This is a genomic window from Acetonema longum DSM 6540, from assembly GCF_000219125.1.
Taxonomy (GTDB): domain Bacteria; phylum Bacillota; class Negativicutes; order Sporomusales; family Acetonemataceae; genus Acetonema; species Acetonema longum.
On record NZ_AFGF01000071.1, the window covers coordinates 1 to 16,082 of the forward strand.

The following is a 16,082-nucleotide window of genomic DNA, read 5'->3' on the forward strand; positions in this document are numbered from 1 at the left end:
TTTACTTCTTAAAGCTAACAATTGATTGAACTCTCATCTGATGGCCTTTTTCAACAGGCCCGATTATGCGGAAGTTCCTTTAACTTTTGCCACGATAGTGTCGGCAATATTTTTCGGCACTTCTTCATAGTGATCAAACTCCATGGAGTAGTTACCACGGCCTTGAGTTTTAGAACGAAGGTCGGTGGAATAGCCGAACATCTCAGACAGCGGCACAAAGGACTTGATGGCCTGCACGCCAGCCCGGGATTCCATGCCTTCGATCCGTCCACGGCGGGAGTTCAGGTCGCCGATCACATCGCCCATGTATTCTTCCGGCACCAGCACTTCTACTTTCATGTACGGTTCCAGCAGAGCCGGGTTAGCTTTCTGGGCGCCTGCCTTAAAGCCCATGGAACCGGCAATCTTAAATGCCATTTCCGAGGAGTCAACATCGTGATAAGAACCGTCATAAACGGTAACTTTGATGTCTACCATCGGATAACCGGCCATTACGCCGTTTTCCATCGCTTCTTTAACACCGGCTTCGATCGGATTGATATATTCTTTCGGGATAGCGCCGCCCACGACTTTATTTTCAAAAACAAAGCCCTGGCCGGGTTCCTGAGGCGTCAGTTCCAGCCAGCAGTGACCATATTGGCCACGGCCGCCGGACTGGCGAACGAATTTGCCTTCCGACTTGACGGGTTTGCGAATGGTTTCGCGGTAAGCAACCTGGGGTTTGCCCACATTGCAGTCTACTTTGAATTCCCGCAGCATCCGGTCCACAATGATCTCCAGATGAAGTTCGCCCATGCCGGAGATAATGGTTTGGCCGGTTTCCTGGTCGGTATGCATTTTGAAAGTAGGATCTTCTTCCGCTAAGCGGGCCAGCGCGGTGCCCATTTTTTCCTGGTCAGCTTTGGTCTTAGGCTCTACCGCTACCGAGATAACCGGATCCGGGAACACCATGGATTCAAGAATAATCGGCTGTTTCTCATCACAAAGAGTGTCGCCGGTGGTGGTGTCTTTCAGACCTACCGCAGCGGCAATATCACCGGTATAAATCATATCGATTTCTTCCCGGTGATTGGCATGCATCTGCAGGATACGGCCAATACGCTCTTTTTTCCCTTTGGTGGAGTTATACACATAGGATCCGGACGCTAAGGTTCCGGAATAGACCCGGAAGAAAGCCAGCTTGCCCACATAGGGATCAGCCATGATTTTAAAGGCCAAAGCCGAGAAAGGCAAGTTATCATCGGAATGGCGGCTGTCTTCTTCGCCGTTGTCAGGATTGACGCCCTTAATAGCTTCGATATCAGTCGGCGCCGGCATATAAGCCACAACCGCGTCCAGCAGGGGCTGCACCCCTTTGTTGCGATAGGAGGAACCGCAGATGACCGGAGTCATTTTGCAGGCAATTGTAGCCTTGCGGATTCCTTTTTGGATTTCTTCGACGGTCAGTTCTTCACCTTCGAGGTATTTCATCATGAGCTCATCGTCGCTTTCAGCCACAGCATCCAGCAGGCCCTGGCGATACAGTTCAGCCTGTTCCTTCATATCTTCCGGAATTTCAGTCTCTGAACTGGTTTTCCCCAGGTCGTCAGTGTAAATGACAGCCTTCATGTGAACCAAGTCGATGAGGCCCTTATAAGTGTCTTCCGAACCGATGGGCAATTGAATAGGAACGGCATTGGCGCCCAGCCGGGTTTTCATCATGTCGACAACCCGGTAAAAATCAGCGCCGGTGATATCCATTTTATTTACATAGGCCATACGTGGAACACCGTATTTATCGGCTTGACGCCATACCGTCTCGGACTGAGGCTCTACCCCGCCCTTGGCACAAAATACAGCAACCGACCCGTCAAGCACCCTGAGAGAACGTTCCACTTCAACAGTAAAGTCCACGTGCCCTGGTGTGTCAATGATGTTAATACGATGACTCTGCCATTGACATGTAGTGGCCGCCGAGGTAATGGTAATACCTCTTTCCTGTTCTTGTACCATCCAGTCCATCGTCGCAGCGCCATCATGCACTTCGCCCAATTTGTGTACTTTACCTGTATAGAAGAGAATACGTTCGGTCGTAGTGGTCTTACCAGCGTCAATGTGTGCCATGATGCCTATGTTCCGCGTCTTTTCGAGTGGAAACTTCCTGGCCACTATCTATCACTCCTTGCAAAATTCGGACTCACGTTTTCGAGTCCGGGCACTACCACCGATAATGCGCAAACGCCTTGTTGGCTTCTGCCATCTTGTGGGTATCTTCTTTTTTCTTCACGGAAGAACCGGCGTTATTCGAGGCATCCAGAAGTTCCCCTGCCAGTCTTTCGTACATAGTTTTTTCACCCCGGGCCCGGGAATAATTCACCAGCCAGCGGATGCCGAGCGATAAACGGCGGTCCGCCCGCACTTCAACCGGTACCTGGTAGTTTGCACCGCCAACCCGGCGAGCACGAACCTCGAGAACGGGCATTACATTTTTCAGAGCCACTTCAAATACTTCCAGCGGATCTTTGCCTGTTTTCGCTCTAATAATTTCGAAAGCATCATAAACGATGTTTTCGGCAATTCCTTTTTTACCGTCAAGCATGACTTTATTGATAAACCGGGTGACAAGCTTGGAATTGTACACCGGATCCGGCAGTACGTCACGTTTGGGTACAGCACCTTTCCTAGGCATCGTATCCCTCCTTTATTCTATTACTCGTCTGTTGCATCGGGACAAGCCTATTTTTTCTTGGCCCGTTTCGCGCCGTATTTCGATCGGCCCTGGCTGCGTTTTTGTACGCCGGCAGTATCGAGAGCACCGCGGATAATGTGGTAACGAACGCCTGGCAGGTCTTTTACCCTACCGCCTCTGATCAGGACCACGGAGTGTTCCTGGAGGTTGTGCCCAATTCCCGGAATATACGCGCTGACTTCAATCCCGTTGGTCAAACGAACCCTGGCCACTTTCCGCAGCGCGGAGTTCGGTTTTTTCGGGGTTGTTGTATACACCCTGGTACAAACTCCACGTTTTTGCGGGCACTCCTTGAGGGCCGGCGCAGTGGATTTCTGCACCAATTCTTCTCTTCCTTTGCGCACTAATTGACTAATAGTCGGCATAAGTGCACCTCCTTCCCAAACATTGGATTTGATTATAAAAATTTTGCTATTGCCAAAGGCAAATCACAAAACATTTACCTAGAGTGAAACGAAACTCACTAGTTGTTTAAAACAGCCACAGCGGCGGCACCTACGTCAATGCCGCAGGATTTTCCCAGTTCGGCCACCGTCGCCTGTCTTTCGACCGGTACGTGGTGTCTTTGACACAACTCTGCAATGGGTGAAATTATGCGTTGATCCGCATCCGAAGCCAAGTACACTTTTACTGCCAGGCCTTTTTCCACGGCTTTGGCTGCCTGCTTGGCACCGATTGCTTTTGGGGCTGTTTTTAGTTCATCATACATGAAATCAACTCTTTCAGCCATTTTGGAGTCTGAAAGCTACCGGAAATATACGGAAACTACCAGACACACTCTAACATTTTAGCACTTACGCCAGACTCTGTCAATAAAGTATGCGGAAATACGCCGTCATATTTATAAATTTTGTTATAAAAGCCAGACCGATATCACCGGCCTGGCTTTTATACATCCGAGGATGCAGACTGTCTGTTACTGCGATACGCTGGCAGTTTGATCGGGAGACAGCAGTTTCTTAATCCGGATGTTACGGTAGCGGCTCATGCCGGTTCCGGCAGGAACCAGTTTGCCGATGATCACGTTTTCTTTCAGGCCCAGGAGCGGATCTACCTTGCCCTTGATTGCCGCTTCGGTCAGTACCCGGGTGGTTTCCTGGAAAGAAGCCGCTGACAAGAAGGAGTCGGTTGCCAGGGAGGCCTTGGTGATGCCCAGGAGGATCGGCCTGGCAACAGAAGGTTCTCCGCCATTTTCAATAGCGAAGGCGTTTTGTTCTTCAAAGGTGTTGATATCGATATATTCACCCGGCAACAGTTCGGTATCGCCCGGTTCCTCTACCTTCACCTTATGCATCATCTGCCGCACCATGACTTCAATGTGTTTGTCATTGATTTCCACACCCTGGGACTTATATACTTTTTGCACTTCGTACACTAGGTAGCGCTGGGTTTCTTTCAGTCCTCCCACCCGCAGGATGTCATGAGGGTTCACCGCACCTTCGGTCAGCCGTTCCCCTGCCTGTACTTCCTGCCCGTCACGCACCAGCATTCTGGCGCCGTAGGGAATCTGATAAACCCGTTCTTCCCCGGTGACCGGAGTAACGGTAACCCGCCGCATGCCCTTAATTTCCTTAACCTCAGCCACGCCGTCGGTTTCACTGATAATCGCCGGACGCTTAGGCTTACGGGCTTCAAACAATTCCTCGACACGAGGCAGACCTTGAGTGATATCGTCGCCGGCAACACCGCCGGTGTGGAAGGTTCTCATAGTCAGCTGAGTTCCCGGCTCACCGATGGACTGAGCTGCGATAATACCGACTGCTTCGCCCACATCCACCATGTGACCGGTAGCCAGGTTCCGTCCATAACATTTGCGGCATACCCCGTATTGGGACTTACAGGTCAAAACCGAACGGATGGACACTGAATCCCGGACAGCCACTATTCTGTCGGCCATAGCCTCATCGATTGCTTCGTTAGTCTTAATAACCAGTTCCCCGGTCTTCGGATCTACGATATCCTCGGCAATAATCCGGCCGATGATCCGGTCTTTCAGGGATTCGATTACACTGCTGCCTTCAATAATATCCTGTACCTCGATGCCTTTTATACTATCGTTGCGCACTTTCACTTCCCGGACATCTCTTGCCAGAATGGTATCGATCATTTCCTCGGTCAATTGAGTGCCGGCGGGAATGATTTCCTCACCCTGTCCGTCTTTAACGGATTCAGTAATAATTTTGTCCAGCATCTCGCGCGTTATGGCTTCTTTCAGCGCCTGATCAAGGGCTTCTCCCGTTTCGGCCAGGGAGACGGTTTCCGGATGATCAAGGTCATCGACAGGGGTTAGAACAATTTCTGCAAGGCTGTGTTGTCCCAAATCGGCCAAGATTTCTTCATCCAGCAATGTACCCTTAGCTGCCAGAAGGGCACCTGTTTTTATATCATAGATTCCCTCTGCCGTCGTTCTATCCAGCAGCCGAGTGCGTACCCGCTCAATGCCCGCAGCGCTGGGCGGGGTCAGTCTGATTTTCTCTTTAACAATGTTGACGCCAACAATATCGCAGTCGTCTTCCCGGATGATCACATCCTGGGCTACATCCACCAGACGGCGGGTCAAATAACCTGAGTCGGCTGTTCTCAAAGCAGTATCAGCCAGACCCTTGCGGGCGCCGTGGGTAGAAATAAAGTAATCCAGTACGGTGAGTCCCTCCCTGAAGTTGGCTTTGATCGGCTGGTCAATGATCCGGCCGGAAGGGTCGGCCATCAGGCCGCGCATGCCGGCCAGCTGGCGAATCTGCTGGATATTACCGCGGGCACCGGAGTTGGCCATCATATATACCGGGTTAAACCGATCCAGGGATTCCATCAGGGCTTTGGTCACATCGTCGGTGGCATTAGTCCACAGGCCGATGATCTTTTTATAGCGTTCGTCACCGGTAATCAGGCCCCGGCGGTACTGCCGGTCAATGATATCAACCTGTTCCTCGGTCTGTTTTAAGATTACCTTCTTCTGTTCCGGAATCTTGATATCTGCGATGGCAATGGTAATCCCTGCCCGGCAGGCAAAGGAGAATCCGAGTTTTTTGACCCGGTCCAGCACTCCGGCTGTATCGGCATTGCCAAATGCATTATAACAATTGGCCACCAGTTTGCCCAGGGCTTTTTTATCCATCAGGGTTCCCAGGTGCCAGCCATCATTCTTCTTAAAAAATGCCTTTAGGCGATCCGGCAGAGCATCGTTGAAGATCAGACGGCCGGCAGTGGTATGCACCAATCCCAGTTCCCCGTCCGGAGTCATCATCCTGATCCGGATTTTGGCGTGCAGGGAGATTTCCTTATGCTGATAAGCCAGCAATACTTCGTTCATATTGGCGAAGACGTTACCCTCGCCCGGCACCCCGTCCCGCTCAATGGTCAGGTAATAGGAACCCAAGACCATATCCTGGGTAGGAGTGGCCACTGGTCTGCCGTCCTTGGTAGACAGAATGTTGTGGGCCGACAGCATCAACAGTCTGGCTTCAGCCTGAGCCTCAGCCGAAAGGGGCACGTGTACGGCCATTTGGTCGCCGTCAAAGTCGGCGTTATAAGCCGTACAAACCAAGGGATGAATCTTAATGGCCTTACCCTCAGACAGAACCGGTTCAAAAGCCTGAATCCCCAGACGATGCAAAGTCGGAGCGCGGTTCAGGAGGATCGGATGTTCCTTGATGACCTCTTCCAGCACATCCCAAACTTCCGGACGTACCCGCTCCACCATCCGTTTGGCGCTTTTGATGTTATGAGCATGGCCGGCATTCACCAGTTTCTTCATAACGAAAGGCTTAAACAGTTCCAGAGCCATTTCTTTGGGCAGACCAGCCTGGTGCAGCTGCAGTTCCGGCCCTACGACGATAACCGAACGACCGGAGTAGTCAACCCGTTTCCCCAGCAGGTTTTGACGGAACCGGCCTTGTTTGCCTTTGAGCATATCACTCAGGGACTTTAAGGGGCGGTTGCCGGGGCCGGTGACCGGACGACCGCGACGGCCGTTATCAATGAGGGCGTCTACGGCTTCCTGCAGCATCCGTTTTTCGTTGCGCACGATAATATCCGGGGCGCCAAGGTCCAAAAGCCGCTTTAAGCGATTATTGCGGTTAATGACCCGGCGGTATAAATCATTTAAATCGGAGGTGGCAAAACGACCGCCGTCCAGTTGAACCATAGGCCGCAGTTCCGGCGGAATAACCGGCACGGCATCCATGATCATCCAGGCAGGGTCATTACCGGATTTGCGGAAAGCTTCCACCACTTCCAGGCGGCGGATGGCCCGGATCTTTCTCTGGCCGCTGACTTCTTTCAGTTCCTGGCGCAATTCCCGGCTGAGTTTTTCCAGTTCCAGTTCTTCCAGCAGTTTTTTAATGACCTCGGCACCCATGCCAACTTTAAAGGCATTGCCGTATTTTTCCCGGTATTCCCGGTATTCATTTTCGGTGAGCAGCTGTTTTTTCATCAAAGGGGTATCGCCGGGATCCAGTACCAGATAGGATGCGAAGTAAAGCACCTTTTCCAGCGAACGGGGAGAAATATCCAAAATCAACCCCATCCGGCTGGGAATCCCTTTGAAATACCAGATATGGGATACCGGCGCCGCCAATTCGATATGGCCCATGCGGTCCCGCCGTACTTTAGAGCGGGTTACTTCCACGCCGCAACGATCACAGACAATCCCTTTATAACGGATCCGCTTATATTTACCGCAATGACACTCCCAGTCCCGGGTCGGGCCAAATATTTTTTCGCAGAACAATCCTTCCCGTTCCGGTTTTAGCGTCCGGTAGTTAATGGTTTCCGGTTTCTTTACCTCGCCGTGAGACCACTTGCGGATTTGTTCGGGTGAGGCCAAACCTATGCGCATGGAGTCAAAATTATTTACGTCCAACAAGGGGTTATCGCTCCCTTCCAAACTGTATCGCCTTTTGTCAACCCATATGGATTCAGCCGGGCTAAGCCCGGCAATCCGTCATAACCGCATCAGCGGATGAAAAACAGCACCTTATTCGCCATCCTCGTCGATATTGTCGTCATATTGCTCAAGATAACTGCGAGCGTTCAGCTTTTTGACGTCTTTGGCCGCTTTAGTCTTCTTGATACTGGTTTTACGCAGCGGCGTATCTTCCTCCGGGTCGTCATCCCCCGTCGGGGAATCAAACCTTTCAGCACCCATTTCACCGATTTCGGCAATAATGTCCAGTTCTTCTTCCAACGGTTCAATATCATCGGAGGCTTCCAGTTCATCAACCGGGTCGTTATCATAAGCCGTCGTTTTTCTTTCGGAAGCGGCCATGCGTTTTTCCTCGCCGCCCAGGTTAAAGTCCAGTTCTTTGGCGGTTTCGTGAATATCCTCATCCCCATCCCGGATCAGGATTTCCTGGGCATCCTCGCTAAGTATCTTCACATCCAGGCCAATGGACTGGAGCTCTTTAATCAATACCTTGAAGGATTCGGGAACGCCGGGTTCTGGGACATTTTCTCCCTTGACAATGGCCTCATAGGTTTTTACCCGTCCTACCACATCATCGGATTTTACAGTCAACAGTTCCTGCAGAGTGTAAGCGGCGCCATAGGCTTCCAGCGCCCATACTTCCATTTCGCCGAAGCGCTGGCCGCCGAACTGAGCCTTGCCGCCCAAGGGCTGCTGGGTAACGAGAGAGTAGGGACCAGTGGAGCGGGCATGAATTTTATCGTCCACCAGGTGAGCCAGTTTCAACATATACACAAAACCTACTGTGACCGGATTATCAAAAGCATCACCGGTACGGCCGTCAAACAGCACGCTTTTGCCGTCAGCCGGCAAGCCGGCTGCAGTCAGGGTTTTGATAACTTCCTGCTCCTCGGCGCCGTCAAATACCGGTGTGGCCAGATGAACGCCGGCAATGTCAGGTTGAGGCAGTCCATGCCGGCCTATGTCGTAACCGACCTGGCGAAGCCTGTTCTCTAAATCGGCCTCATATTCCCGGGACTGTTCGTCATCCTGTTTTTTCAGCACAGCAAGTTTTTTGACCTGTAATCCGAGCGTCTGGGCCGCCCATCCTAAGTGGGTTTCCAACACCTGCCCGATATTCATACGGGAAGGAACGCCCAGCGGGTTGAGGACGATCTGCACCGGTGTACCGTCCGGCAGAAAAGGCATATCCTCTTCCGGCATAATCCGCGATACTACCCCTTTATTACCATGGCGTCCGGCCATCTTATCGCCTTCGGAAATCTTACGTTTCTGGGCGATATACACCCGGACCAGCTGGTTAACCCCCGGCGGCAGTTCATCGCCATTTTCCCGGCTGAACACTTTCACATCGACAATTTTTCCGGCTTCGCCGTGAGGCACTCTCAGGGAAGTATCCCGGACTTCCCTGGCTTTCTCGCCAAATATGGCCCGCAGCAGGCGTTCTTCCGCGGTTAGCTCGGTTTCACCTTTTGGTGTGACCTTGCCTACCAGAATATCGGCCGGGCGCACCTCAGCACCTACCCGGATGATGCCGCGCTCGTCAAGATCACGCAATACATCTTCGGCTACGTTGGGAATATCACGGGTGATTTCCTCAGGTCCCAGTTTTGTATCCCGGGCATCGCACTCGTATTCTTCAATATGGATTGAGGTAAAAACATCCTCTTTTACCATTCGTTCACTCAGGAGTATGGCATCTTCGTAGTTATAGCCTTCCCAGGGCATAAAGGCAACCAGAACGTTAAAGCCCAGCGCCAGTTCGCCTTTATCCGTGGCCGGACCATCCGCCAGAACGGTGCCTTTTTCCACTCGTTCGCCTTTGAATATGATCGGTTTCTGATTGATGCAGGTTCCCTGGTTGGAACGGAGATATTTCAGCATTTTATAGGTATCCAGACCGCCTTTGTCGTTCCGGATATGGATGTCGGCAGCCGTGACTCTTTCCACCACTCCGGCGTTTTTGGCCAGAATGACCACGCCGGAGTCCCGGGCGGCTTTATATTCCATGCCAGTGCCTACCAGCGGAGCCTGAGTCCTCAACAAAGGAACAGCCTGACGCTGCATGTTAGCGCCCATCAGAGCCCGGTTGGCGTCGTCATTTTCCAGGAAGGGAATCATGGCGGTGGCAATGGATACAACCTGTTTGGGAGAAACATCCATATAGTCGACCTGCTCAGCCGGCACCACTAAAATATCGCTGCCGTAACGGACAGTCACCTTGGGCTCAGCGAACCAGCTAGCTTCATTCAGCTTGTCATTGGCCTGAGCGATGACCATTTCGTCTTCTTCGTCAGCAGTCAGGTAGGATACTTCACTGGTCACCCGACGGTTTTCTTTATCCACTTTCCGGTAAGGGGTCTCCAAAAAGCCGAATTCGTTAATCCGGGCAAAGGTAGACAAGGAACCGATCAGACCGATATTGGGGCCTTCCGGGGTCTCAATCGGGCACATGCGGCCATAATGAGAGTGGTGAACGTCGCGGACTTCAAATCCGGCCCGTTCACGGCTCAAGCCGCCAGGCCCCAGGGCACTCAGGCGCCGTTTATGAGTCAGTTCAGCCAAAGGATTTGTTTGGTCCATAAACTGGGACAACTGGCTGGAACCGAAAAATTCTTTAATGGCAGCAACCACCGGACGGATGTTAATCAGAGCCTGAGGGGTGATCACATCAGTGTCCTGAATTGTCATTCTCTCTTTTACAACCCGCTCCATCCGGGACAATCCGATCCGGAACTGGTTTTGCAGCAGCTCGCCCACCGAACGCAGCCGGCGGTTGCCCAAGTGGTCAATGTCGTCGGTATAGCCATGGCCTTCCATTAAAACCAGGAGATAGTTAATCGAGGCAATGATGTCTTCTCTGGTAATGGTGCGATGGTGATACGGCAAAGTAGAATTACACAAAAGTTTGACCGGGGATCCATCTTTTTGCTGAATCTTAACTTCAATTAGGTTAGTACCGGAAAAAATGCCGCTTTGTTCAATCGTCCGCAGTACTTTTTCGTCGCATACCGTACCTTCAGGCACAACGATTTCACCGGTAGCTTGATTCACCAAAGGCTGATAAAGGGTCTTCCCCATCAGCCGGCGGCGCCAGCCTAATTTTTTCGTCAGTTTATAACGGCCTACAGTGGCCAAATCATAGCGTTTAGGGTCGAAAAATAACGATTCCAGAAGCTGGTTGGCATTCTCCAGCGTAGGAGGCTCACCGGGGCGCAGCCTCTTATAAATTTCTACCAAAGCTTCTTCTTTCGAGTCGGTGCTGTCCCGTTCCAAAGTGGCCCGAATGCGGATATCATCCTGGAACAGTTCGCTTATCACACTTTTGCTGGCATAACCTAACGCCCGAATCAGTACGGTAACCGGCAGTTTGCGAGTCCGGTCTACCCGGACCGATACCACGTCATTGGCGTCAGTCTCCAGCTCCAGCCAGGCTCCCCGATTAGGAATCACGGTGGCGTTATACAGTTTTTTGCCGCTGGCATCAATGGTTTCATGATAGTACACACCCGGCGAGCGGACCAACTGGCTGACAATAACCCTCTCGGCGCCGTTAATAATAAAAGTGCCGGTTTCGGTCATTAGCGGGAAATCGCCCATGAACACTTCCTGCTCTTTGATTTCGCCGGTTTCTTTGTTGTTCAGGCGTACGCTTACCCGCAACGGAGCCGAATAGGTAACATCGCGCTCCTTACATTCTTCCACTTCATATTTCGGTTCACCTAACGTAAAGGTTTCAAATGAAAGAACTAAATTGCCGGTAAAGTCCTGAATCGGAGAAATATCGCGAAATATTTCCTGGAGCCCTTCTTTGAGAAACCAATCATAGGAATTTTTTTGGATCTCAATGAGGTTAGGCATGTCCAGCACTTCATTAATCTTGGCATAACTATACCTGGCCTTCTTACCCACCGGAACAGGATTGAACATTAAACCCTTCACCCCTTAGCCCAAATTCACACACATAAATGATTTACAATAAATACGACTTTATTTGGACAGAATATGAAAAATAAGCAAGGTTCTTCTGTTAGGACAAGGACCTTGCCTTTTTACCTGACGATGAAAGATGTTTCATCCTCCATTATATTACTATTTCCTGGCAATTCAAAGATTATTCACTATATCAGCCAATTTTATGTATAAAATATGACTCGTATAGCAGTTGGTAAATAAAATAATCTAGATACCTCACCGCATTATTAAACTTTACCACACAACATAAATAATGTCAACTGGTATTAACAAAAAATTGCTGCAGCTCCGAACTGGTATCTGCTTCTTTTTCCTTCCCGGCTACACAGAATAATGAAGAGGATGCCCATTGCTGGACATCCTCTTCATCAAATCCGCTTAATTACTTAACTTCAACAGTTGCGCCGGCTTCAGTCAGTTTAGCTTTGATGGATTCGGCGTCGGCTTTGTTGACTTTCTCTTTAATGGGCTTGGGAGCACCGTCAACCAGGTCTTTGGCTTCTTTCAGGCCAAGGCCGGTGATTTCGCGGACAACTTTGATCACGTTGATTTTTCCGGCTCCGGCGTCTTTAAGGATTACGTCGAATTCGGTTTTTTCTTCAGCGGCAGCGGGAGCAGCAGCGCCGGAAGGAGCAGCGGCAAAAGCTACGGGAGCGGCAGCGGTTACACCGAATTTTTCTTCTAAAGCTTTTACCAGTTCAGACAGCTCAAGCACTGTCATTTGCTCAATGGCTTCCATAATTTGTTCTTTTGTCATTTCAATACCCTCCACTTTATACGATAAATTTAGTAGTTTCGAAAGGAAAGATTCCGCTAAACTTAGGCCGACTCTTTCTGTTGGCGAATTGCCTCAAGCGCATAGACCAAGTTGCGGGTAGTGCCCTGGAGCACATTGACCAGTCCAACCATCGGAGATTGCATACCGGCCAGCATTTGGGCCAGCAGGACTTCCTTCGGAGGCAGGCTGGCCAGAGCTTTTACGCCGCTGGGATCGATGACCCTGCCTTCTACCAGACCCGCCTTGATTTCTAAGGCCTGAGTCTTGGTTTCTTTGAGAAAGTCCGAAATGATCTTGGCGGGTGCTACCGGGTCCTGAAAGGAAAATGCGATGGCAGTAGTTCCTTCCAGATGTTTGTCAAGCCCTTCGATGTTGGCTTGTTTGGCAGCAATCCGGGTTAATGTGTTTTTCACGACGCGATATTCTACGCCGGCTTCCCGCAGTTTGCGGCGAAGAGCCGTATCCTGGGCCACGCTTAAGCCACGGTAGCTGGTAAGCACCGCACCTTTGGTCTTTTCTAGTTTTTCTTTCATTGCCACAACTAGTTGTTCTTTTTCCGCTGTTATAGCCATTGTTTCACCTCCTTTAATTTTGCGAAAACAAAAACGACCTCACGGCAAAGTCCGGAGGTCGTTTATGACAAAAGCAAATGTCAATAAGCCACTTTTATCTCCGGCCTCGGTGGGCGGACCCAAAGGTCCTTTATGCCTTCGCACCTACTGTCTACAGCCTTGAAAAATTATAAAGTTATTCTGCATCTTTTTTGGCCGAAGCCGCTTTCAGGGTATTGACACGGACACCGGGGCCCATAGTAGTGCTCACGGTGATGTTGCGCATGTATTGCCCTTTGGCAGCAGCCGGTTTTACTTTGACCAGGGTATCAATCAAGGTCTGGAAGTTCTGAAGCAATTTAGCGGTTTCAAACGATACCTTACCGACCGGAGCATGGATATTACCAGCTTTATCAGTGCGGTATTCAATCTTACCGGCCTTGATTTCGTTAATGGCCCGGGCCACATCCAGAGTAACTGTACCCACTTTCGGGTTAGGCATCAGACCCTTGGGTCCCAGAATCTTACCCAGACGGCCTACCAAGCCCATCATATCGGGAGTAGCAACAGCTACATCAAAATCAGTCCAGCCGCCTTGGATTTTTTCTACCATATCTTCAGCACCGACAAAATCAGCGCCGGCCTGTTCGGCTTCCTTGGATTTCTCACCTTTGGCGAAAACTAATACCCGCTTGGTCTTGCCGGTGCCATGAGGCAAAACCACGGCGCCGCGGACCTGTTGATCCGCATACTTGGGATCAACACCCAATTTGACGGCTACTTCGACAGTGGCGTCAAATTTAGCGGTGGAAGACTTTTGCGCTAAGGCAATTGCTTCTTCCGGATCATATAGTTTATCGTGGTCAATTTGCTTAACAGCTTCTTGATATTTCTTTCCGTGTGCAGGCATGCAATACATTCCTCCTATTTCGTGGTGATAACGGATATTCCTCCCACAAGACATTGGGAAACTGCTGCAAAAGGCCCATCTGTGTTGTTGTTCCTGCGGTTATTTGCTTGCGTACTACCCCGTAAGCCGCGGCCTAATCCTCGCCATGCCTGGCAGCTGAACCTTTTGCAGCAGTTTCCGAACGACTAAGGAAACCTAGTCGACAATGTCAATGCCCATACTACGGGCTGTGCCTTCCACCATGCGCATAGCAGCTTCAACGCTCGCAGCATTTAAGTCTTGCATTTTGCTTTGGGCAATTTCGCGGACTTTGGCACGGCCTATTTGGGCAACTTTTTTCTTGTTGGGTTCGCCCGACGCGGTTTCGATACCGGCGGCTTTTTTTAACAGCACTGCTGCCGGCGGCGTCTTGGTGACAAACGTGAAAGATCTATCTTCAAAGACCGTAATTTCAACCGGAATAATAAGACCGGCCTGGGCTGCAGTTCTTTCATTGAACTCTTTCACAAACGCCATGATATTCACGCCAGCCTGACCAAGAGCAGGACCGACAGGAGGAGCAGGCGTAGCTTTACCAGCAGGAACTTGTAACTTTACGAGTTTTACTACTTTCTTTGCCATATGGTAACACCTCCTTCACACAAGATGTGGTAAAAACGGGTCGTTAAACCCTCCCACGGGAAACCAGTTTCAAATAGAACAGGCTATACGCCTGGGAAACTGCTACTCCATCTTTGCAACCTGAGCAAAATCAAGTTCAATCGGAGTCTCACGGCCAAACATATTTACCAGGACTTTCAACTTGCCCCGGTCCGGATAAATCTCCAGCACAGTCCCCGACCAATTTTCAAACGCTCCGGAAGTGATGCGGACTAATTCTCTCGGTTTAATATCCATCTTGGGCTTAGCTTCTTCCACGCCCATGGATTTCAAAATACGCTTAATTTCGGCAGCACTGAGTGGAATAGGTTTGGTACCGGATCCTACAAACCCTGTTACTCCCGGCGTATTGCGCACCACATACCATGATCGGTCATTTACGATCATTTCCACCAATACATATCCCGGAAAAACTTTTTTCTTGGTAATTTTCTTCTTGTCGCCCTTGATTTCCACTTCATCTTCAATTGGGACAAGGACGCGGAAAATCTCGTTCTCCATAGCCATGGAGTGCACTTTCTTTTCCAGGTTGGTCTTTACTTTGTTTTCATAACCGGAGTATGTGTGGATTACGTACCAATTTCTTTCGGATTCCATCGCCATAAGGGACGCCGAAGCGTCATCAACCCCCTCAGCTTGCGCGCTCTAATGGATAAAGGATCTTAAAAGTATGCTAAGCCCACCGTCAATAACCCATATCAAAGCGGAAACCAGGACCACAGAAACAAAAACTACAGCAGTATAGGCAAGCAGTTCCTGTCGCGTGGGCCAGGATACTTTTTTCATTTCGGCTCTAACTTCACGCACAAAACGTTTCACTTTCGAGGTGCTGTTTTGAAGCGCCATTTCTTGTCCAGGCATTTTCTCACATCCTCGTTATCATGTAGACTTAAAAAATGCCGCTTTTCGGATTTTTGCCAGTTAAGACTTTTTTTCCGAAAAACACTCTATTTTCCTAAAAATATTGGCAGGGGCAGAAGGACTTGAACCCTCAACCAACGGTTTTGGAGACCGCTACTCTACCAATTGAGCTATACCCCTACAATGCACTCTTTAGCAGACTCGCAAGACATCACTTTGATGCTTTGCATCTTTCTAATTATAGTTTATTTTGTTTCCTTGTGTAAAGTACTCTTACGGCAAAACTTGCAGTATTTGTTTAATTCCAGTCTATCGGGATCATTTTTCTTGTTTTTATTGGATTGATAATTCCGTTGCTTGCATTCACTGCAGGCCAATGTAATTGCAGTACGCATCGTTCCACCTCTTTCAACCTAAACTAGCATTAAAAATATCGCTAATACAGATTAGCACACTTAATCAGGCATGTCAATATCCCACACCTCCGGGTGTGCAGCCGGTTGTATAATTTATCCATTCCCGTTACGGCCAGGCGTTATACATCTACATCCTCAACAAAATTCATTGTCTCCAGGTTCCCGCCTGACTATGCTATTCCAAAGCCTAAAAAGACAGGATCGGCAGACATATCTTGCCGACCCCGGAGAAGCCCATGCGCAACGTATCTGCGGTCTTGCATCGGTCACCTTTTTAGA

The 16,082-nt window shown here is 50.0% G+C and carries 13 protein-coding genes, 1 tRNA gene and 1 other annotated feature; all 14 genes read right to left on the reverse strand.

Annotated features, from left to right (window positions below; genetic code table 11):
* Positions 1 to 63 precede the first annotated feature (63 nt).
* Entirely contained in the window at positions 64 to 2,148 is a 2,085-nt protein-coding gene (fusA, locus tag ALO_RS08515) for an elongation factor G (protein WP_004094855.1), read from the reverse strand.
* A 49-nt stretch (positions 2,149 to 2,197) separates the two neighbouring features.
* Positions 2,198 to 2,668, reverse strand: a complete 471-nt coding sequence (gene rpsG / locus ALO_RS08520) for a 30S ribosomal protein S7 (protein WP_004094857.1) — start codon at positions 2,666 to 2,668, stop codon at positions 2,198 to 2,200.
* Between the two features lie 47 nt (positions 2,669 to 2,715).
* Complete coding sequence (gene rpsL, locus ALO_RS08525) at positions 2,716 to 3,093, reverse strand: 30S ribosomal protein S12 (RefSeq protein WP_004094860.1); 378 nt, start codon at positions 3,091 to 3,093, stop codon at positions 2,716 to 2,718.
* Between the two features lie 98 nt (positions 3,094 to 3,191).
* The gene (locus ALO_RS08530; protein ID WP_004094865.1) at positions 3,192 to 3,437 is read right to left on the reverse strand and encodes a L7Ae/L30e/S12e/Gadd45 family ribosomal protein; all 246 of its coding nucleotides are present in this window, start codon (positions 3,435 to 3,437) and stop codon (positions 3,192 to 3,194) included.
* 207 nt (positions 3,438 to 3,644) lie between these two features.
* The gene (gene rpoC, locus ALO_RS08535) at positions 3,645 to 7,592 is read right to left on the reverse strand and encodes a DNA-directed RNA polymerase subunit beta' (RefSeq protein WP_004094867.1); all 3,948 of its coding nucleotides are present in this window, start codon (positions 7,590 to 7,592) and stop codon (positions 3,645 to 3,647) included.
* Positions 7,593 to 7,703: 111 nt separating this feature from the next.
* Complete coding sequence (gene rpoB / locus ALO_RS08540) at positions 7,704 to 11,582, reverse strand: DNA-directed RNA polymerase subunit beta (RefSeq protein ID WP_004094869.1); 3,879 nt, start codon at positions 11,580 to 11,582, stop codon at positions 7,704 to 7,706.
* A 427-nt stretch (positions 11,583 to 12,009) separates the two neighbouring features.
* Positions 12,010 to 12,384: a 50S ribosomal protein L7/L12 gene (gene rplL, locus ALO_RS08545; RefSeq protein WP_004094870.1), complete on the reverse strand. Its 375-nt coding sequence runs from the start codon at positions 12,382 to 12,384 to the stop codon at positions 12,010 to 12,012.
* 62 nt (positions 12,385 to 12,446) lie between these two features.
* Complete coding sequence (gene rplJ, locus ALO_RS08550) at positions 12,447 to 12,977, reverse strand: 50S ribosomal protein L10 (protein ID WP_004094871.1); 531 nt, start codon at positions 12,975 to 12,977, stop codon at positions 12,447 to 12,449.
* A gap of 19 nt (positions 12,978 to 12,996) precedes the next feature.
* Positions 12,997 to 13,152: a sequence feature (ribosomal protein L10 leader region), on the reverse strand.
* Positions 13,153 to 13,866 (reverse strand): 50S ribosomal protein L1, encoded by a 714-nt coding sequence (rplA, locus tag ALO_RS08555; protein ID WP_004094873.1) that lies wholly within the window; start codon positions 13,864 to 13,866, stop codon positions 13,153 to 13,155.
* A 195-nt stretch (positions 13,867 to 14,061) separates the two neighbouring features.
* Complete coding sequence (rplK, locus tag ALO_RS08560) at positions 14,062 to 14,487, reverse strand: 50S ribosomal protein L11 (protein ID WP_004094874.1); 426 nt, start codon at positions 14,485 to 14,487, stop codon at positions 14,062 to 14,064.
* Positions 14,488 to 14,589: 102 nt separating this feature from the next.
* Positions 14,590 to 15,123: a transcription termination/antitermination protein NusG gene (gene nusG / locus ALO_RS08565; RefSeq protein ID WP_040293012.1), complete on the reverse strand. Its 534-nt coding sequence runs from the start codon at positions 15,121 to 15,123 to the stop codon at positions 14,590 to 14,592.
* A gap of 48 nt (positions 15,124 to 15,171) precedes the next feature.
* Positions 15,172 to 15,387 carry a preprotein translocase subunit SecE gene (gene secE / locus ALO_RS08570; protein ID WP_004094876.1) on the reverse strand — a complete coding sequence of 72 codons (216 nt, stop codon included), beginning with the start codon at positions 15,385 to 15,387 and terminating at the stop codon, positions 15,172 to 15,174.
* A gap of 104 nt (positions 15,388 to 15,491) precedes the next feature.
* Positions 15,492 to 15,567: transfer RNA gene (locus ALO_RS08575), tRNA-Trp, on the reverse strand.
* Between the two features lie 65 nt (positions 15,568 to 15,632).
* The gene (rpmG, locus tag ALO_RS08580; RefSeq protein ID WP_004094878.1) at positions 15,633 to 15,782 is read right to left on the reverse strand and encodes a 50S ribosomal protein L33; all 150 of its coding nucleotides are present in this window, start codon (positions 15,780 to 15,782) and stop codon (positions 15,633 to 15,635) included.
* Positions 15,783 to 16,082: the final 300 nt, after the last annotated feature.